At 67.3% G+C, this 16,993-nt stretch carries 17 protein-coding genes and 1 tRNA gene; 4 read left to right on the forward strand and 14 right to left on the reverse strand.

Annotated elements, in window-relative coordinates:
- The first annotated feature begins 261 nt into the window (after positions 1 to 261).
- Positions 262 to 1,215, forward strand: a complete 954-nt coding sequence (locus AC1IQ6_RS17405) for a M14 family metallopeptidase (RefSeq protein ID WP_485865027.1) — start codon at positions 262 to 264, stop codon at positions 1,213 to 1,215.
- A gap of 25 nt (positions 1,216 to 1,240) precedes the next feature.
- Here AC1IQ6_RS17405 and AC1IQ6_RS17410 read toward each other — a convergent pair whose 3' ends face one another.
- Positions 1,241 to 1,675 (reverse strand): GNAT family acetyltransferase, encoded by a 435-nt coding sequence (locus AC1IQ6_RS17410; RefSeq protein WP_102771622.1) that lies wholly within the window; start codon positions 1,673 to 1,675, stop codon positions 1,241 to 1,243.
- Positions 1,676 to 2,112: 437 nt separating this feature from the next.
- On the opposite strand from AC1IQ6_RS17410, the gene AC1IQ6_RS17415 reads away from it, so the two are divergent.
- The gene (locus AC1IQ6_RS17415) at positions 2,113 to 3,105 is read left to right on the forward strand and encodes a Bug family tripartite tricarboxylate transporter substrate binding protein (RefSeq protein ID WP_246842404.1); all 993 of its coding nucleotides are present in this window, start codon (positions 2,113 to 2,115) and stop codon (positions 3,103 to 3,105) included.
- A 51-nt stretch (positions 3,106 to 3,156) separates the two neighbouring features.
- On the opposite strand, the gene AC1IQ6_RS17420 is transcribed toward AC1IQ6_RS17415, so the two are convergent.
- The 8 genes from AC1IQ6_RS17420 to AC1IQ6_RS17455 all read right to left on the reverse strand — a co-directional run bounded on the left by AC1IQ6_RS17420 (position 3,157) and on the right by AC1IQ6_RS17455 (position 9,644).
- Positions 3,157 to 4,134 (reverse strand): 2-hydroxyacid dehydrogenase, encoded by a 978-nt coding sequence (locus tag AC1IQ6_RS17420; protein ID WP_102771624.1) that lies wholly within the window; start codon positions 4,132 to 4,134, stop codon positions 3,157 to 3,159.
- Between the two features lie 16 nt (positions 4,135 to 4,150).
- Positions 4,151 to 4,360, reverse strand: coding sequence for a hypothetical protein (locus AC1IQ6_RS17425; RefSeq protein WP_102771625.1), 210 nt, complete (start codon positions 4,358 to 4,360; stop codon positions 4,151 to 4,153).
- A gap of 19 nt (positions 4,361 to 4,379) precedes the next feature.
- The gene (locus AC1IQ6_RS17430; protein WP_102771626.1) at positions 4,380 to 4,706 is read right to left on the reverse strand and encodes a 2Fe-2S iron-sulfur cluster-binding protein; all 327 of its coding nucleotides are present in this window, start codon (positions 4,704 to 4,706) and stop codon (positions 4,380 to 4,382) included.
- Between the two features lie 12 nt (positions 4,707 to 4,718).
- Positions 4,719 to 5,903 carry an NAD(P)/FAD-dependent oxidoreductase gene (locus tag AC1IQ6_RS17435; RefSeq protein WP_485865028.1) on the reverse strand — a complete coding sequence of 395 codons (1,185 nt, stop codon included), beginning with the start codon at positions 5,901 to 5,903 and terminating at the stop codon, positions 4,719 to 4,721.
- Positions 5,904 to 5,908: 5 nt separating this feature from the next.
- The gene (locus AC1IQ6_RS17440; RefSeq protein ID WP_485865029.1) at positions 5,909 to 6,901 is read right to left on the reverse strand and encodes a Bug family tripartite tricarboxylate transporter substrate binding protein; all 993 of its coding nucleotides are present in this window, start codon (positions 6,899 to 6,901) and stop codon (positions 5,909 to 5,911) included.
- 103 nt (positions 6,902 to 7,004) lie between these two features.
- Positions 7,005 to 7,574: a 3-phenylpropionate/cinnamic acid dioxygenase subunit beta gene (locus AC1IQ6_RS17445; protein WP_485865030.1), complete on the reverse strand. Its 570-nt coding sequence runs from the start codon at positions 7,572 to 7,574 to the stop codon at positions 7,005 to 7,007.
- Entirely contained in the window at positions 7,571 to 8,932 is a 1,362-nt protein-coding gene (locus AC1IQ6_RS17450) for an aromatic ring-hydroxylating oxygenase subunit alpha (RefSeq protein ID WP_111825485.1), read from the reverse strand. The genes AC1IQ6_RS17445 and AC1IQ6_RS17450 overlap by 4 nt, the downstream gene beginning before the upstream one ends.
- A 37-nt stretch (positions 8,933 to 8,969) precedes the next feature.
- Positions 8,970 to 9,644, reverse strand: coding sequence for a FadR/GntR family transcriptional regulator (locus tag AC1IQ6_RS17455; protein WP_485865031.1), 675 nt, complete (start codon positions 9,642 to 9,644; stop codon positions 8,970 to 8,972).
- A 327-nt stretch (positions 9,645 to 9,971) separates the two neighbouring features.
- Between AC1IQ6_RS17455 and AC1IQ6_RS17460 the strand changes: the two genes are divergently transcribed.
- Entirely contained in the window at positions 9,972 to 10,613 is a 642-nt protein-coding gene (locus AC1IQ6_RS17460; protein ID WP_485865032.1) for a hypothetical protein, read from the forward strand.
- Between the two features lie 4 nt (positions 10,614 to 10,617).
- On the opposite strand, the gene AC1IQ6_RS17465 is transcribed toward AC1IQ6_RS17460, so the two are convergent.
- Positions 10,618 to 11,895, reverse strand: a complete 1,278-nt coding sequence (locus tag AC1IQ6_RS17465; protein WP_485865033.1) for a rhomboid family intramembrane serine protease — start codon at positions 11,893 to 11,895, stop codon at positions 10,618 to 10,620.
- A 254-nt stretch (positions 11,896 to 12,149) separates the two neighbouring features.
- On the opposite strand from AC1IQ6_RS17465, the gene AC1IQ6_RS17470 reads away from it, so the two are divergent.
- Positions 12,150 to 13,334 (forward strand): MFS transporter, encoded by a 1,185-nt coding sequence (locus AC1IQ6_RS17470; RefSeq protein ID WP_485865034.1) that lies wholly within the window; start codon positions 12,150 to 12,152, stop codon positions 13,332 to 13,334.
- Positions 13,335 to 13,483: 149 nt separating this feature from the next.
- On the opposite strand, the gene AC1IQ6_RS17475 is transcribed toward AC1IQ6_RS17470, so the two are convergent.
- From AC1IQ6_RS17475 to pheT, 4 genes are all read right to left on the reverse strand, one after another.
- A tRNA-Pro gene (locus tag AC1IQ6_RS17475) sits at positions 13,484 to 13,560 on the reverse strand.
- Positions 13,561 to 13,736: 176 nt separating this feature from the next.
- Positions 13,737 to 14,165 (reverse strand): MerR family transcriptional regulator, encoded by a 429-nt coding sequence (locus AC1IQ6_RS17480; protein WP_111825490.1) that lies wholly within the window; start codon positions 14,163 to 14,165, stop codon positions 13,737 to 13,739.
- Positions 14,166 to 14,222: 57 nt separating this feature from the next.
- A complete protein-coding gene (locus tag AC1IQ6_RS17485) occupies positions 14,223 to 14,564 on the reverse strand; it encodes an integration host factor subunit alpha (RefSeq protein ID WP_102771635.1) in 342 nt (113 codons plus the stop codon).
- A gap of 3 nt (positions 14,565 to 14,567) precedes the next feature.
- On the reverse strand, positions 14,568 to 16,982 hold the full coding sequence (gene pheT / locus AC1IQ6_RS17490) for a phenylalanine--tRNA ligase subunit beta (RefSeq protein WP_485865035.1): 2,415 nt from the start codon (positions 16,980 to 16,982) through the stop codon (positions 14,568 to 14,570).
- Positions 16,983 to 16,993 lie beyond the last annotated feature (11 nt).

A 16,993-nucleotide genomic window follows, 5' to 3' on the forward strand; every position in this document is an offset into this window, starting at 1 on the left:
TCGATATGACGCTGTGGCCACGCGCCCATGCCATCCTCCGAAAGTGTCTTTACCGGGGCGCAATATGCCAAAAATAAATCGGCTTGAAAAGCAATGTTTTCAAGGGGTTATGAAGCACTAGAAGACCTAGTGCGAACGCATCTTGCATGCGCCGGAAAACCCGCCGAAACCGCGTCTGTTCGAGTGTGCAGTGCATCTTGTATTTCACTTCTGCAGTGCGTACTGCAAAATACGCCGAAACCCGCAGCCACAAGAGCCCCCATGAACCATCCCGCTTTCGAACCCGACACCGCGCCGCTGGAAGTCCTGCCGCGCGATCTCTCCGCCTACCGCGACGGTAATGTCGGCATCCCTTACGTCCACCGTTTCGAATCGGGCCGCCCCGGCCCGCACGCGCTGATCAACGCCATCACCCATGGCAACGAAATCTGCGGCATGGTGGCCGCCACCCACCTGCTCGACAGCGGCGTGCGGCCCAAGATCGGCACGCTCACGGTCAGCTTCGCCCACGTCGAAGCCTACGAAGCCTTCGATATCGAGCAGCCCTACGAAAACCGCCAGCTGGTGCACAACCTCAACCGCATCTGGTCGGCCGACATGCTCGACGGCGCCGAGGACAGCCCCGAACTGCGCCGCGCGCGCGAACTGCGGCCCGTGCTGGACGCCGCCGACTACGTGCTCGACATCCATTCCACGCGCGCCCCGGTCCAGCCCTTCTGGGTCTACACCGAAATGCCGCGCAACACCGCGCTGGCCAGCGCCGTCGGCGCGCCCGAAATCCATCTGGTCATGCCGCCCGGCATATTCCCTGGCACCGGCGTCATGAGCTATGGCCGCCACGGCGAGCTGGACTCCGACAGCGGCGGCTCGGTGGTGGTGGAATGCGGCCAGCACTTCGCCCAGTCCGCCGCCACGCTGGCCACCGAGGTCTCGCTGCGCTTCCTGGCCCACCTGGGCCTGATCGACGCGCCCGCCGACGCGGCGCCGCCGCCGGCGCCGCGGCGCTATCGGCTGCTCGAAGTCCACATGGTCAAGTCGCCGGACTTCCGCTTCACGCGGCCGGTCATCGGCTTCGAGACCTTCGACAAGGGCGAGCTGATCGCCGTCAACGGCGCCGAGGAAATCCGCTCGCCATGCGACGCCTGCACCATCTTCATGCCCACGCGCATGCCCATCGTCGGCCGCGAAGCCGTGTACCTGACCGTGGCGGCATGACCCGGCCCGCGCCGGGTCGCGGACCTCAAAGGTCCGGGATCAGGCGCTTGCCCATGCTGATGACCTCGTCCTGACGGAACCCCAGGGTTTCATAGAAACCCTGCACCGCCAGATTGCCCGACCGTATCAGCAGATTGATCTTCGGACAGCCCATCTCCAGCAGCTTGCGCTCCACCGCGCGCATCAGCGCCGTCGCATGGCCGCGGCGCTGGTGCGCCGGCGACACCGCCAGGTAATTGATCCATGCGCGGTGCCCGTCATAGCCGCCCATCAGCGCCGCGACGATCGCGCCATCGGCCTCGCCCACCAGAAACAGCTCCGGCTGCACCGTCAGCTTGCGGGCGATGTCCTTGCGCGGATCGTTCCACGGACGCGTCAGCCCGCAGTCGCGCCACAGCTGGATGACGGCGGCCTCGTCGCGCGCGTGGTAAGGCCGGATGGCGAGGTCTGGATAGTTCATGCTTCGTTCCTTCCATAAGGGAAAAGAGGGAAACGAAAGCCTTGCGATACGCCTCGATAGCGGAAACAGCGGAACAAGAACGAAAAAGCCACGAGGAATATCGTGGCTTTCGGGGAAAGACGCTGAAGACTCAGCGTCCGGATGCGACCAGCCACTCAACGCAGGCGTCGAGTGACTCGTCGGCAGGAAGCGCCGGACAGCGGCGCGAAATCGGGTGTTTGCATGAACGCAAGCATACCGAAGGAGACGGCCGCCGCCAACAGGCCGCTCAGCGAAATTGGAGCCGCAACAGTCGCTTCCGCATCCTAGGGTTAGCCGCAATTTCCACGTCCGGACGCTACACGTACCTTTTCCATAAATATGTTTATCGTACAAAGTCGCAACCAGAAACCGGAGCAGCACGTGGTCTAGCAAAACCAACCCAAGGGGAAGTCGTCATGAAGCGTCGCAGTGCGTTGAAACTGATGGGTAGCGCGGCCGGCCTGGCCCTGGCAGGCAGAAGCTGGTCTCAAGACGGGCCCTACCCGTCGCGAACGATCAAGATCATTGTCTCTTCCACCCCCGGAAGCGCGACCGACCTGGCCGGAAGGCTGGTCGGCGACCTGCTCTACGCCAGGTACGGGCAAAGCGTGGTCATCGAAAACCGCGCCGGCGCAGGCGGCGTGATCGGCATGCAGGCCGCCGCGGCGGCCAGGCCGGACGGCTACACGCTGACGACGGGAGGCCTGGGACACAATGTGCTGCCGCCGGCGACATTGCGCGGGCTGCCGCTGGACATTCCCACCGCCCTGTTGCCCATCGCCCAGGTCGCGGAATTCGTCAATGCGCTGGTGGTGCGCACCGACCACCCTGCCAACTCGGTGCCGGAACTCATCGAATACCTGCGCGCCAGCAAGCGCAAGCCGCTCTACGGCAGCAACGGCGTCGGCAGCTCGTCGCAAATGACGGCGGAACTCTTCGCCATGCGCACCGGATTGAAATTCGACCATGTGCCCTACAAGGGCGCCGCCGATGCACTGGTGGGCACGGCCAACGGCGATCTCGACATCTGTTTCATGAACCTTCCGCCCACGCTGGCCATGGTGGAAGGCAGGCGCCTGAAGGCCCTGGCCGTCACCAGCGCCTATCGCGCGCGGCAATTGCCCGACGTGCCCACCATGCAGCAGCAAGGCATGACGGACTTCGACGTGACCAGTTGGCTGGGCATGTACGCGCCCGCCAAAGTGGATCCGGCCATCATCGCGCAGCTGTCGGACGCCATCGTCACGGGCCTGGCCACGCCTGAATTCCAGTCGCGCATCATCGGCGCGGGGTTCGAGCCCAAGCTGCGCGACGCGGCGCAGTTCCAGGCCTTCTCGGCCTCGGAGTTCAAGCGCTGGAGCGAAGTGGCCCAGAAGGCCGGCATCGTGGTCGCCTACGGCGGCAAATAGCCCCTGGAAAGCCGGGACGCCCGATGGGCGTCCCGCTTCGCGCCGCGCAGTTCAGCCGCGGGCTTCCCACACCTGCGGATTGACCATGGCCTGCGGCTTGCGCCCGGCCAGCGCGTCCAGCAGGTTGGCCACCGCCAGGTCGATCATGGCGCGCCGCGTCTCGTGGGTGGCGCTGCCCACGTGCGCCTGCAACACCACGTTGGGCAGCTCGCACAAGGGGCTGGACGGCGGCAGCGGCTCCTGCTCCATCACGTCCAGGCCGGCGCCGGCGATCGTGCCGCTGCGCAGCGCCTGGACCAGCGCCGCCTCGTCCAGCACCGGGCCGCGCGCCGTATTGATGACATAAGCCGTAGGCTTCATCAGCTCGAATTCACGCTTGCCCACGGAATGGCGCGTCTCGGCCGACAACGGGATGTGGATGCTCAGCACGTCCGAGGACTTGAACAGCTCGTCGCGCCCGACGTAGGCGGCCAGGCCTTGCACCGACGGATCCTCGCGCCGGTTGTGATAGATCACCTTCATGTCGAAAGCCTGCGCCGTGCGCGCCACCACCTTGCCGATACGGCCCATGCCGAGCAGGCCCAGCGTCTTGCCGCGTATGTCCGTGGTCAGTGGAAACGCGCCCTTGGTCCAGGCGCCGCTGCGCACGAACGCGTCGCCGGCCACCAGGTTGCGGGCCAGGCACAGCATCAGGCCGATGGTCACGTCCGCGACCGCGCCGTCCAGCACGCCGGGCGTATTGCAGATGAGCACCTGGCGGCGGTTGGCCGCGTCCAGATCGACGTTGTCGAATCCCACGGCGAAATTGGAACTGACGGCTAGCGCGGGAAAAGCGTCGAGCAACGCCTGGTCCACGCGGGTGCGCACCGTGCAGACCATGCCAGCGACTTCGGCGCGCTGCGCCTCGGGCACGGCTTGCGCGGGGTTCTGCCCCACGGGCACGTCGATGATTTCACAGGCGGCGGCCACGCGCTCGCGCAGATCGGCGGGCACCGGCGCGGATACGATGATTTTCGGTTTTTGGCTCATTGCGGCTCCATAGGGTTCAGGGTTCGATCGATTCGACGTCGGTGGCGAACACTTGCTGCTCTCCGGCGTCGGCCAGGGAGGGATCCCCGGGATGACTCAGGTAGCGGACGATCAGCCAGAACCCGTCCTGCGGGTTCTCCACGATTTCGGCGACGGCGCCGTCGGCCATGCGCACGCGCACGCCGGGCCGCAGATCGACCAGGTTGATGGATTTGTTGTCGGCCATGGCGGCGGCTCCCGGCGGGCTACAGCGCGAGCTGCGTCGCGGGCACGCGCAGGCGGATGCCGTCCAGCTCGGGCCTCATGATCACCTGACAGGACAGCCGGCTGGTCGCGCAGCGCTCGGGCACCACCTCCAGCAGCGCCTCCTCGGCCATGCCCGGCGGTTCGAGCCGGTCGAACCAGGCCGGATCGACCTGCACGTGGCAGGTGCCGCAGATGGCGCCCCCGCCGCACTCTGCGACGATGCCTTCCAGGCCGTCGCGCCTGGCGGCCTCCATCAGCGACCAGTCATCGGGAACGTCCAGCACCAGTTCGGCGCCATCCGGCAATTCAAAAACTGCAGAAGACATATGACCACCTTTTCACGAGGCTGATTCCAGCGTGCCGATGCGCGGCACGCCCTTGATGAACTCGACCGGGCTGTCCACGGCTTCTATCGCCGCCAGCCGGCCTCCCTGATAACGCTCCACCAGCCAACCCTTGGCCGTGGGCAAAAGCACGTCGCGGCAGGGCTGCGCCGGGTTCACCAGTCCCGCCATCTGCAGCCGGCGCCCGTGCTGCTCGGACCAGAAGGTCGGCGGACGCGGCGCGGGGGCGCTTTTGCCGGCGATGGCGGCGGCGGCGATGCGCGCCTGGGCCAGCGCGTTCTGCACGCTTTCTATGCGCGCATGGCGCTGCAATTCACTGCGGAAAGCGCTGGCGCAATCCCCTATCGCATATACGCCGGGCGCGGAGGTCCGGCAGCATTCATCCACCACCACGCCGTCCAGGCAGTCCAGCCCCGACGCTTCGGCCACCCCCGTCTCCGCGACCGCGCCGACGGACACCAGCACCAGCTCCGCTTCCTCCACGGACCCGTCGACCAGGTGTGCGCGCCAGCCCGCCGCCGTGCGCTCCCAGCGCTGCACCGCCACGCCGTGCCGTATCGCAATGCCGGCGTCGCGGTGGATGGCGCCGATGCGCGCCGCGGTCGGCTCGGACACCTTGCCGCCCATGACCTGGCCGCCCTGCTCCAGCACCGCCACCTCGGCGCCCAGCTTGCGCGCCGAGCACGCCGCTTCCAGGCCCAGGTATCCCGCGCCCAGCACCAGCAGTCGGCTGCCCGGGCGCAACGCTGCGCGCAGGCGGCGCGCATCGTCCAGCCCGCGCACCGCATGCACGCCTGCGCCCGCCACGCCTGCGATGTCCCGGGCCCGCGCACCGGTCGCGAGCACGCAATGCTCGTAGCTCACGCGGCGACCGGAACGCGTGAGCAGGACGCGGGCGGCGGTGTCCAGGCGCTCCACCGGATCGCCCGCCACGAAAGTCACGCGCGACTTTTCGTAGGCCTCGCCGGCGCGCAAGGCGATGCGCTCCTCACTGGTCGAGCCGGTCAAGAGGGCCTTGGACAGCGGCGGGCGCTCGTAGGGCGCGTGCCCTTCGGCGCCGAACAGCGCCAGGTCGCCCTCGATGCCGGCCGCGCGCAGCGCCCAGGCGCATTCGACGCCGGCGTGTCCCGCGCCGACGATGGCCGTATGCACGTGGCGCAAGCGGGAAAGATCTTCCATACGACTCAGGCTCCGAACTTCAGGGATACATTGGCGCGCGTCGCGACCTGCTTCCAGCGGACCAGCTCCGCGCGATTGAGCTCGGCGAAGGCGGCCGCCGACGAAGGCTTGGGCTCGAAGCCGGCGGCGCTCAGCGTCTCGCGCGAGGCGGCCTGGCCCATGCCCTGCTCCAAGGCGGCGCTCAGCGCCTGCACCACGTCGGCCGGCATGCCGGCCGGGCCGTACAGGCCCAGCCAACTAGTCACGTCGAAATCCGCCATGCCCTGCTCGGCCATGGTGGGCACGTCCGGCAACTGCTTGCTGCGATAGCCGCTGGTGACCGCGATCGGCCGGATGGAGCCCTTGCGGATCAGGCCCATCACGGGCGGCAGGTTGCTGAAGCTGAAGTCCAGGTTGCCGTTGACCACGTCGATGAGCATCTCGCCGCTGCCCTTGTACGGCACGTGCAGCAGGTCGATGCCCGCGCGCTGTGCGAAGAACGCCGTGGTCATGTGCACCGACGTTCCCACGCCGTTCGACCCGTACTTGAGCGCTTCCTCGCCCCGCGCCCGGGCCGCCGCGAGCAGGTCGGCGACGCTGCGGATCGGCGAATCGGCGCGCACGATCAGCACATTGACGAACTCCGCCATCTGCCCGATCGGCGTGAACGCGCGCGCCGTGTCCAGCGGCAGCCCCGTGACCGTGGCCATCGGCAGGACCATGCCGCCCAATCCGTTGAGCAGCAGCGTATAGCCATCGGGCGCCGCCGACGCCACCTGCTGGCTGCCTATCATGCCGTTGGCGCCGGGACGGTTCTCGACCACCACCGGCTGCCCGAACTTCCTGCTCAGGATCTCGCCGGCCAGCCGTCCGGCCACATCCGTCACGCCGCCCGGCGGGTACGGCACGACCAGGCGAATCGGCCTGGAAGGAAAGGCCGCCGCGCCCGCCCGCGGCGCGCCGGCCGCTCCCATCGCGGCCGCGGCGGCCAAGGCTTTCAATACAGTGCGTCTATGCATGCTGCGACTCCAGGTAGGGGCGTGCCGCGCCCTCAGCGGACAGGCCCTGATCGGAAGGAAAACCATCGAACGCCGGCAGTCGGGCCGGCACCGCGAAGCGGAGCTAGAAAAAGATCGTGAGCGCCTTGGATAACAGAACGTTCTGGTCCAGGTGGATCTCGCGCGAGAGCAGCTTCCAGCGACCGCCGCGCCGGCGCAGCACGTCTTCGCGCTTGCCGACGAACAGGCTGACCTCCGCCTGCAGGCGGTTCTGGTAGATCAGAAAGCGCGAGCGCACCCGCACGCGCTCGCCGCCTTCCGCATCCTGCGTCACGCCCAGCACGCGGATATTGGTCACCAGGTGCGAGACGCGCGAGGCCGGCTCCTCGGCCCAATGAATGCCGGTCCTGATCTGGGCGACCCGCTGGCGCAGCGTATCGATGCCCTCGTCGAACCAGGCGGCGTCGCGCGCGCCCGAATACTCCTGCGCCAGGGCGTCGCGGCGCACATTGCGCGTCAGCGGCATGCGGTAAGCGATGTCCTCGTCCAGCAGCTCCAGCCAGGCGTCGAACTCGCGGTGGTCGAGCAGATCGGCCTCATGGTGCATGAAGCGCTGCACCTGCCACCAGATCTGCATATCGTCGATGCTGCAATCCAGCGCCGCCTCGGGCGTCTTGTCGGTGAGCGCGTTCATGCCGCCTGCTCCTTGGCGCGCGCGGCGCCCGCCATCAGCTGGTCCCAGGACCAGCCGTTCATGAATTGCGCCCAGCGGCGGTAATAGATGCGCGCGTTTTCCTCGGTGTACTCGCCGTTGACCGCGCACCCGGGAATCTCCGGCACGGGCTCGGCGTGGCCCACGCCCATCTGGTAGTTGAAATAGAGTTCGCGCGACATGGCGCCCATGCTGGCCTCGGTGGCGCCGGTCCAGTTCTCCATATCGTCCGACTCGGTCATGCCGCCGGGGCCGGAATAGCGCAGGAAGTAATGGCGGGCGGCCTCCTTGACCGCTTCGGGCGCATCCTTGTCCACCAGGTACATGCGCCACATTTCCATTTCGGTGGGACTGATCGGATGGAACACCGCCAGGGTGCGCGGCTGGCGGCCGTGGAACGACATGTTCGGAAAAATCGTGCCCACGCTGGTCTGCACGCGCATCGCCGAGCCCAGCGTGCGCACGCGGCGTTCATGCACTTCGCGGTAATAGGCCTCCACTTCCGGATAGCGCGCATATTGCGGCGCGTAAGGCCCTTCCTCGTAGAATGGCAGCCGGCCCAGCAGCCCGTGCCCGAGTTCCGGAAAACAGATCGCCGACCGCGTCACCGAGGGATCGCGCCGGCCCCTGCCGCCGCCAGGCCCGATGCCGACGATGTCCACGGAGCGATGGCTGATATCGTGGTAGAGATCGCCGATGAAATTCTCGGGCGCGAATTTCCAGTTGCACTTGACCCGCCATTTCTGCACGCCGCCGATGACCTCGGAGCCGCCCGGGCTGCCGTCGCGATGATCCAGCGCCGCGTCCAGGTACAGCCGCATATTGCCCAGGTAGTCCAGGAACGGCGGCGCGTCCGGGTCCCAGGTCGCCCATACGGCGCCCTTGTAGTTGACCACCTGCGCCACCGTCTTCAGGCCCCACTGCTTCTTGTCCAGCTCGCCCTTGTAGTGCGTGGCGTGCCCCGGCACGCCGACCAGTTCGCCGGGCCGCTCCACCAGCTTGCCGTCGGTGGAAAAGCTCCAGCCGTGATACGGACAGGTGAAGGTCCGGTTATTGCCGTGGTCGTAGCGGCACAGCTTCATGCCGCGGTGCGCACAGCTGTTGAGCATGACCTGGATCTGGCCCTGCCGGTCGCGCGTCAGGATCACCGATTCGGTGCCCATCCGCGAGACGAAATAATCGTCCGGATTCGGCACCAGGCTCTCGTGGCCCACGAACAGCCAGGCCCGCGCGAAAACCTGCCGCAGTTCCCGCTGGAATATCTCGTCGTCGACAAAGATGGAGCGGCTGATCAGTCCTTCATCGGCGCGCACCAGTTCGTCTATCGTTTTCTGCCCCATCGCCACTTCCCCTTGAAGATTGCCCGCTGGCGGAGGGCTACGGCTTTTCCGCCGTGGCCGCCGCCGTGCGCAGTCGCGCTTCCGTGTTGTCGACATGGCTGCGCGCCTGCCGCCGCGCCAGCTCCACATCGCCTTTTTCGATGGCGGCGAACAAGGCCTCGTGTTCCTTTTGCGCCTGCGCCCCACGCCCGGCCACCTTGGCCGAGCGCGAGCGCGAGACGCGCAGGTTCTTCTTGAGCAGCACCGCCAGGAAATCGAAGAAATTCAGGTAGTGTTCATTGCGGGTCGCACGCGCCACGCAGCGGTGAAACTCCATATCGGCGTCCACGCCGGCCGCTACGTCGCCGGTGGCGATCGCATCGGCCATCATGTGCAGGGCCCGGCGCATGGCGGCCAGGTCTTCCTCGCTGCGCCGTTGCGCGGCAAGCTGCGCAGCCTCGATCTCGAAGCCGCGGCGCAATTCGACGATGCGCAGCACCTGTTCGGCGTCACCGATATCGGCGGCCTGCATCCGCAGCACCGAGGGCCGCGCCGTCTGCATCACGGTCAGCCCGCGGCCCTGCTTGCTTTGCACGATGCCGTCGCCCTTCAGGCGCGAAACCGCTTCACGCAGCACGGTGCGGGAAACGCCCATGCGGGTGGCGATGATCTGCTCCGGCGGCAGCACTTCGCCGATCTGGTAGTCGCCGCTGGTAATCTCTTCCAGCAGCATTTCGGTAACGCGGTCGGTCAGATTGGGTTCCGATGCGACGGGCGCGACCGAATCCCTTTTCAACAGTGAACGAGAAGCTGAAGTAGGCATAAAGAAGTTTCCATCCGAAAACGTTCATAGTGCCAGCCCGCGTTGCCTCGGCTGTGTGCGCCGGTCGCGGGGCGACGGCGTTGAAAATATGATAATCGTATAAAAATTCCACCGCATACTAGGGAAAGCGCGGATGCCGCCGCGCACAGGCTCATTACTTCATCGGCGGCTTGATGCGACGCCCCCTGCCGTCCTCCTCAGGCCCGGTAGAATGTCCCATATATGGGGATGACAACGATGAAAGACGCTGTTGACGCGCACCTGGGTGAACTGACGATCGACGCCGCTCTCCGCCTGGCGCACGCCTGGGCGGCCAGGCACCACGCGGATGCCGATCGCAGCCGCAACTTCGCCATCCAATGGCACCGCGACACCCCGCCCGCCGACCGATACGGCGAGGCCTTGCAGCGCGATCTCGAATTCTTTTTCCAGGCCGCGTCCAAGGACGCCGCCTATTGGCAATCCGTCGGCGACTTCTCGGAAGAAGCCACCGGCGTCTGGGGCGTGCAGGCGCTCAAGGCGCTGGCCGGCCTGAACTTCATCGGCCTGCTGGCCGCGGCCATCCTGCTGGCGGCGCCCGGCGACCCCGCCTATACCGCCGGCGCGGTCGGCGCCCTGGCGCTGTTCCTGGCGGGCGCCATCCTGGCCTACCCGGCGCTGCGGCTGGTGCGCAAGGCCCGCAGCCGCACCCGCGCCACGGCCGAGTCGCGCAGCCGCCAGGCCGGCAGCGCCTCGACCTGGGAAGAACTGCGATCGGCCAACGACGCCAACCCCAACGTCGGCCGCAAGGACCGTAAGCTTGGAAGCCGGCTCGGCATCATCATGGCGGCCACCGCCACCGCGGGTTGCGCCGTGCTCGTGACCACCGTGTGGCTCTAGCAGGCTAGCGCGCGCAACTCCAGTACGGGCACCCGGACTCATCGACGACGGCGGTCGCCAGCTCGCCCGGCGCCTCCAGTATGTCGCGCAGCGCATTCGCCTGCGCGCGCAGCTTTTCCGGGTCCGCCCCGAAGTTCCAGCCCTGATCCAGCAGGAACCCCGCGCCCTCGTCCAGCAGCACCCGCAACACCAGCCGGATCTGCATCGCTTCCTTAACGTCGAAATCGGCCGGCGCCTGCTGGAAGATCGACGCATAGATCCGCGTCTGAAGCCCGCAGTAACGGTCCACCGTCGCCAACGCCTCCTGCGCGCCGGCGTCGGGGTACAGCCCGCGCAGCCCGGCGGCCTGGACCTGGCACGTCCGATACCACTGCGGCATGAACCTCGCCAACAAGGCCTGCTCCCTGTCGCCCGGGTCCGCGCAACCGCGCAGGTCCGGCGCGGGCGCGCCGTCGCGCGAGGCCGCCGACAGCGCCTCGGCGATGCAATCGTCAAGCAACAGTACATTGCCCGCCGCCCGCCCGATGCCCAGCAGGCCCATCTTGCCCAGTGTGTCCTGGAAGCGCGCGGCCGCGATCTGTTCCTGCATGCCGCGATCGTACTGGCTGTACGCCACCGCGGCCAACGCCACCGCGCCGATCACGGCAGCGGCCGCCAGCACGGCGGCCTGCGCCGCCGGCCGCAGCCGTTCGCCGAAAAGCGCAACGACCGCCAGCAGCGCCCCGGCCACCAGTCCGCCCGCGTGCGCCGCATTATCGACGTTGAACACAAACCCCGCGCCGAAAGTCAGCGCCAGACTGAACAGCAGATTGGCCGGCGGCACGTGCGCACGCCCCATGCGCCGGTCATGCAGTCCATAGACGAGCGCCGCCCCGAAAATCCCCAGGATCGCGCCCGACGCGCCGCAGCTCACGAAAAAATCCTCGCGGTGCCACAGCGCCGTGACCAGGCTGCCGCACAAACCCGACAGCAGATACACCCCCAGGAACACCGGGGAACGCATGCGCGCCTCCAGTATGGTCCCCAGCGACCACAGCGCCAGCATATTGACCGCCAGATGCAGAAAACCGACATGCAGGAACATGCTGGTAAACAGGCGCCAGTACTCGCCCGACATGGTCAGCGCCGGCACGTTCGCGCCCCAATCGATCAGGAAAGCCCCCTGGCTCAGGCTCTCGAAAGCCCGTGTATCCAGGTATCCGGCCACGAGGTAGACCGCGAGATTGGAGAGGATCAACAGAAACGTGATCTTGCAGGCAAACAGTTTTTTGATTAGCGGCATGCGTACGGACCGGACGGATCGATGAGACGAGCGCTATCTTAACCAAGCCGCGCCGCGTCCGCGGCCGGCGCCTGGAACCGCCCCGCAAAACCGCGTATCATGCACACGCAGGTCCGGTCGAACGGCCGGCCCGACTCTCCCGGCCTCTGCGCTGTCAGCGCGCCGCCCAACGTCGCAAGCCCTCGCGGCCTTCCCCACGCGACGAACTCCCTTCCGTTTTCCTTCATCCATTTCGCGTTTCCGCGAGATCGACCATGCCTGATTCCAAAACTGTTGCCCGCAAGGGCGGACAGCGCGCGCTGCTGTCCGTGCTTTCCCTCTCGGTGTTCTTCGTCGGCGCAAGCGAGTTCATGCTTGCGGCCATGCTGAACCCGCTCGGCGCCGCCTTTGGCACCGACACCGCCCAGACCACGTGGCTGATATCGAGCTACGCGCTCGCCTACGCCATCGCCGCCCCCATCCTCGGCCACCTGTCCGACCGCGTCGACCGCCGCCGCCTGTTGCTGATCGCCCTGCTCTCGTTCTCCGTCGACGGCCTGGGCATCGCCTTCGCGCCCAGCTTCGAAGCCGCCGTGGCGCTGCGCATCTTCGGCGGACTGGCCTCGGCCGTCATCATTCCCAATGCCTTCGCGCTGATCGCCGACGCCATGCCGCGCGCCCGCCACGCATCCGCCATGGGCGCCGTCATGCTCGGCATGACGCTGGGCATCGCAAGCGGCCCCGCGATCGCCGGCCTGCTCACCAGCTGGCTGGGCTGGCGCGCCCCCTTCATCCTGGCCGCCGCCGGATGCCTGGCCGCGTTCGCGATCGGACGCGTCGCCATCCCGAAAACCCGCGCACCCGTTGCGGCAGCCAGAGCGCAAGGCCTGCAATGGCTGCGCCGCTGGCCCATCGTGCGCCCCATGCTCGCCAAAGGCCTGTGGAACGGCACCGCCGTAGGCGCCTTCCTGCTGTCGGGCGAGGTCCTGCGCCAGCGCTATCGACTCGACGTCGCCGGCGTGGGCCTGAGCGCGGCGGCATTCGGCATCGGCCTGGGCATCGGCAACCTCTCGGCCGGCTGGCTGCGGCGCCTGGCCGCAAGCGAAGAACGCGCGCTGGTCTGCACCACCGCACTGCTGGCCACCGCCATCGGCGCCTTCCATTTTCTTGCCCTGCCGCTGTCCGCCGCCCTCGTCTGCCTGGCCGCCTGGGGCGCTGCCCTGGGCGCCGGCGCCCCGCTATCGACCACCGTGCTCGCCCATCGCGCGCACCACGACAAAGGCGCGGTGCTGGCGGCGGCGGAAACGCTGAACAACGTTTCCATACTGGTCTTCGTACCGCCGGCGTCCGCGCTGCTTGCGAATGGCAACGGGTATCTGGCTGCTGGGGTGTTGATGGGCGGGGTGGTGCTGGGGGTGTGGTTGACGGTGTGGGATGCGTTCAAGGCGGGAAAGCGATAATCGCCAAGCGCATTTGCCTCATGCATTTGCGTCTCGCATTTGCGTCAATACGCGCGACCCAAAGCTGCTTCAATCGTCTGTTTGCTCTCAGACCGGCCCACAATGAGAAAGGCCGTTAGTGAGTATCTCACTAACGGCCTTGGAACTACTGGTCGGGACGGCGGGATTCGAACTCGCGACCCCTTGCACCCCATGCAAGTGCGCTACCAGGCTGCGCTACGCCCCGAAAGAAAAAGAGTATAGCAGACCTAAAAAATGTTTGCACGCATTCGTGCAAAAAAAGTGCTGAATACTCAAAAAAATTTGCGCCCCGAGTGCGCCGATTGCATTACTGCTTACGGCTGCGCACGGGGCGCGAGGTACTGCGGATGGCGGCGCGATGCGCCGTCATCATGTCCGGATTCAGGCTGCCGACGCGGCGCCGTTGTTGCTTGCGGCAGCGCCGGCCGAAGTGCCCAGGGCTTCGGCCAGCATCGTCGAGACGTTGCCCAGCTCGTTGCGCAGGGCCTGCATCTCGGCGCCCGACAGGCGCACGGCGGCGTCCTGGTCGTGCGGCACGTCACGCGCATCGCCCAGGCGGTTGCGCGCGCCGCTGATGGTGAAGCCCTGCTCGTACAGCAGGGAACGGATGCGGCGGATCAGCAGCACTTCATGATGCTGGTAGTAGCGGCGGTTGCCGCGCCGTTTCACCGGCTTGAGCTGCGTGAATTCCTGTTCCCAGTACCGCAGGACATGGGGCTTGACGCCACACAGGTCGCTCACTTCACCGATGGTGAAGTAACGCTTGGCGGGAATGGGCGGTAAGGTAACGGTGGATTCTGTACGTGTCATAAGAGGATTTTATGCCGCGATACGTCGAGTGCCGATAACAATTACCGACAAAGCGTATCACTCCGCGGTGTCGTCGGATGCAGCAGGCGTCGCCTGCTCCACCACGCTCTTGAGTTTCTGGCTCGCATGGAAGGTCACCACGCGCCGCGCGGCGATGGGAATGGTCTCGCCCGTCTTGGGATTGCGGCCCGGGCGCGGCGGTTTGTCGCGCACCTGGAAATTACCGAAGCCCGAGAGCTTCACGGAGTCTCCGCGCGCCAGGGCGTCGCGGATTTCCTCGAAGAAAGTATCGACGATGTCCTTGGCTTCGCGCTTGTTCAGGCCGACCCGCTCGAAAAGCAGTTCGGCCAGCTCGGCCTTGGTCAGGGTGCGTGGCTCGGCAAGCATACTGTTCCCCATGGTTCAACGCTGGCGCGCGCCGTGCGCGGCCACCAAGGCGTCCTTGATGCGCGCCAGGCAGTCGGCCACCCGGGCTTCGTCCAGCGTGACTTCAGTGTCCTGTAGCCAGAACCGGAAAGCAAGGCTTTTCTCGGTGACGGGTTCGCCGCCCTGCGGTTTCTCGCGCCACACGTCGAACAGGCGCACGTCCTGCACCACCGCGAGCTGCGGGTCCGCCTTGACGGCGGCCGCGACGGTGTCCAGCATGGACTGGACCGACACCTGGGCGTCGACCCACAGCGCCAGGTCGCGCATGACTACGGGCTGGCGCGACAGTTCGCGGACCTGCGGCAGCTCGCCTTCGGACAGGGCGGCGACGTCGAGTTCGAAGACCACGGGCGCGTGCGTCAGGTCGGCCTGCTGCGCCCAGCGCGGGTGCAGTTCGCCGATCCAGCCGACTTCGCGGCCGTCGAGTTCGATGCGGGCGCTGCGGCCCGGATGCAGCGCCGGATGGACGGCAGCTTCGAAGCGCAGGCGTTGGCCGCGCGCGCCGAACAGCGCCTGCACATCCATTTTCACGTCGAAGAAATCGACCTGGCGCGTGGCCGCGCCCCACTGCTCTTCCACCGCCGGCCCCCAGGCGGCGCCCGCCAGCTTCAGCGGCTGGCGCACGCCAGCCACTTCCAGCGGGCCGTCCTGCACCGAGGCGTCGCGCAGGAACACGCGGCCCAGTTCGAACACGCGCACGCGCGACTGCTTGCGGTTGGCGTTGTGGCGGATGTTGGCCACCAGGCCGCCGATCAGACTGGAGCGCATGACCGACAGATGGCTGGCGATGGGGTTGACCAGGCGCACCGGGCTGTCATTGCCGGCGTAGTCGCGTTCCCAGTCGGCTTCGACGAAGCTGTAGTTCACCACTTCCTGGTAGTCCTGCGCGGCGGCCAGGCGGCGCAGCGCGTGGTTGCCGCGGCGGATCTCGGGCTGCGAGAACATCTTGGCGCGCGCCATCGGCGGCACGGCGGGAATGTTCTCGAAGCCGTAGATGCGGGCGACCTCTTCGATCAGGTCTTCTTCCAGTTCCAGGTCGAAGCGGTAGGACGGCGGCGTCACGACGAAGTCGTCGCCCTCGACCGTGTACTCCAGGCCCAGGCTGGCGAAAATCTTGGCGACCTCGGCCTGCGTGACCGGCACGCCCAGCACGCGGTGGCAGCGCGCCAGGCGCATGCGCACCGGCAGGCGCTTGGGCAGGTTGACGATCTGGTCGTCCAGCGGGCCTGCCTGGCCGCCGCAGATGTCGACGATCAGGCGCGTGATGAATTCGATGTGCTCGGGAATGGTGGCGAAGTCCACGCCGCGTTCGCCGCGGTGGCTGGCCTCCGAGCTGAACTTGTAGCGGCGCGCGCGTCCGGCCAGCGCCTGCGGCCACCAGAAAGCGGCCTCCAGGTAGATGTTCTGCGTATCCAGCGTGACCGAGGTGGCTTCGCCGCCCATGATGCCGGCCAGGCTTTCGACCTGGTCGCCGGCCGCGACCACGCCGACCTTGGGGTCCAGGGTCACGGTCTGGCCGTTCAGCAGTTCCAGGGTCTCGCCTTCGCGGGCCCAACGCACGCACAGGTCGCCCTGGATCTTGTCCAGATCGAACACGTGCGAGGGGCGGCCCAGTTCCAGCATGACGTAGTTGGAGATGTCGACCAGGGCCGACAGCGAACGCTGGCCGGCGCGCTCCAGGCGCGTCTTCATCCACTCAGGGGTCGCGGCGCGGGCGTTGACGCCGCGGATCACGCGGCCGCCGAAACGGCCGCACAGATCGGGCGCCTCGACCTTGACCGGCAGGCGCTCGTCCAGCGTCACGGGCACGGCGGCGGCCGTGGGCACCGACAGCGGCGCGCCCGTCAGGGCGGCGACTTCGCGCGCCACGCCCAGGATGGAAAGGCAGTCCGCGCGGTTGGGCGTCATCTTCAGGGTGAAGAGCGTGTCGTCCAGGTCCAGCGCTTCGCGGATCGACTGGCCGACCACCATGTCGGCCGGCAGTTCCAGCAGGCCGGCATGGTCTTGCGACAGGCCCAGTTCGCGCGCCGAGCACAGCATGCCCGACGATTGCGCGCCGCGCATCTTGGCCACGCCGATCTTCATGCCGCCGGGCAGTTCCGCGCCCACGCGGGCCAGCGGCACCTTCAGGCCGGCCGCGGCGTTGGGCGCGCCGCAGACGATCTGCAGGCGCTCGCCGGAGCCGTCGTCCACTTGGCAGACGCGCAGCTTGTCGGCGTCGGGATGCGGGGCGATCTCGACGATGTGGGCCACCACCACGCCCGAGAACGCGGGCGCGGCGGGCACGGTGTCTTCGACTTCCAGGCCGGCCATCGTGAGCCGGTGCGCGAGTTCGTCGGTTGCGATCGGGGGATTGACCAGCGTACGCAGCCAGGATTCGGGAAATTGCATGATCAGCCGTG

The organism is Achromobacter sp. MUI-25009338, from assembly GCF_057359325.1.

Excerpts from the sequence above, each read along its gene's own strand:
- AC1IQ6_RS17405 (WP_485865027.1), top strand. The coding sequence starts at position 262 with ATGAACCATCCCGCTTTCGAACCCGACACCGCGCCGCTGGAAGTCCTG.
- AC1IQ6_RS17410 (WP_102771622.1), bottom strand. The coding sequence starts at position 1,675 with ATGAACTATCCAGACCTCGCCATCCGGCCTTACCACGCGCGCGACGAG.
- AC1IQ6_RS17415 (WP_246842404.1), top strand. The coding sequence starts at position 2,113 with ATGAAGCGTCGCAGTGCGTTGAAACTGATGGGTAGCGCGGCCGGCCTG.
- AC1IQ6_RS17420 (WP_102771624.1), bottom strand. The coding sequence starts at position 4,134 with ATGAGCCAAAAACCGAAAATCATCGTATCCGCGCCGGTGCCCGCCGAT.
- AC1IQ6_RS17425 (WP_102771625.1), bottom strand. The coding sequence starts at position 4,360 with ATGGCCGACAACAAATCCATCAACCTGGTCGATCTGCGGCCCGGCGTG.
- AC1IQ6_RS17430 (WP_102771626.1), bottom strand. The coding sequence starts at position 4,706 with ATGTCTTCTGCAGTTTTTGAATTGCCGGATGGCGCCGAACTGGTGCTG.
- AC1IQ6_RS17435 (WP_485865028.1), bottom strand. The coding sequence starts at position 5,903 with ATGGAAGATCTTTCCCGCTTGCGCCACGTGCATACGGCCATCGTCGGC.
- AC1IQ6_RS17440 (WP_485865029.1), bottom strand. The coding sequence starts at position 6,901 with ATGCATAGACGCACTGTATTGAAAGCCTTGGCCGCCGCGGCCGCGATG.
- AC1IQ6_RS17445 (WP_485865030.1), bottom strand. The coding sequence starts at position 7,574 with ATGAACGCGCTCACCGACAAGACGCCCGAGGCGGCGCTGGATTGCAGC.
- AC1IQ6_RS17450 (WP_111825485.1), bottom strand. The coding sequence starts at position 8,932 with ATGGGGCAGAAAACGATAGACGAACTGGTGCGCGCCGATGAAGGACTG.
- AC1IQ6_RS17455 (WP_485865031.1), bottom strand. The coding sequence starts at position 9,644 with ATGCTGCTGGAAGAGATTACCAGCGGCGACTACCAGATCGGCGAAGTG.
- AC1IQ6_RS17460 (WP_485865032.1), top strand. The coding sequence starts at position 9,972 with ATGAAAGACGCTGTTGACGCGCACCTGGGTGAACTGACGATCGACGCC.
- AC1IQ6_RS17465 (WP_485865033.1), bottom strand. The coding sequence starts at position 11,895 with ATGCCGCTAATCAAAAAACTGTTTGCCTGCAAGATCACGTTTCTGTTG.
- AC1IQ6_RS17470 (WP_485865034.1), top strand. The coding sequence starts at position 12,150 with ATGCCTGATTCCAAAACTGTTGCCCGCAAGGGCGGACAGCGCGCGCTG.
- AC1IQ6_RS17480 (WP_111825490.1), bottom strand. The coding sequence starts at position 14,165 with ATGACACGTACAGAATCCACCGTTACCTTACCGCCCATTCCCGCCAAG.
- AC1IQ6_RS17485 (WP_102771635.1), bottom strand. The coding sequence starts at position 14,564 with ATGGGGAACAGTATGCTTGCCGAGCCACGCACCCTGACCAAGGCCGAG.
- pheT (WP_485865035.1), bottom strand. The coding sequence starts at position 16,982 with ATGCAATTTCCCGAATCCTGGCTGCGTACGCTGGTCAATCCCCCGATC.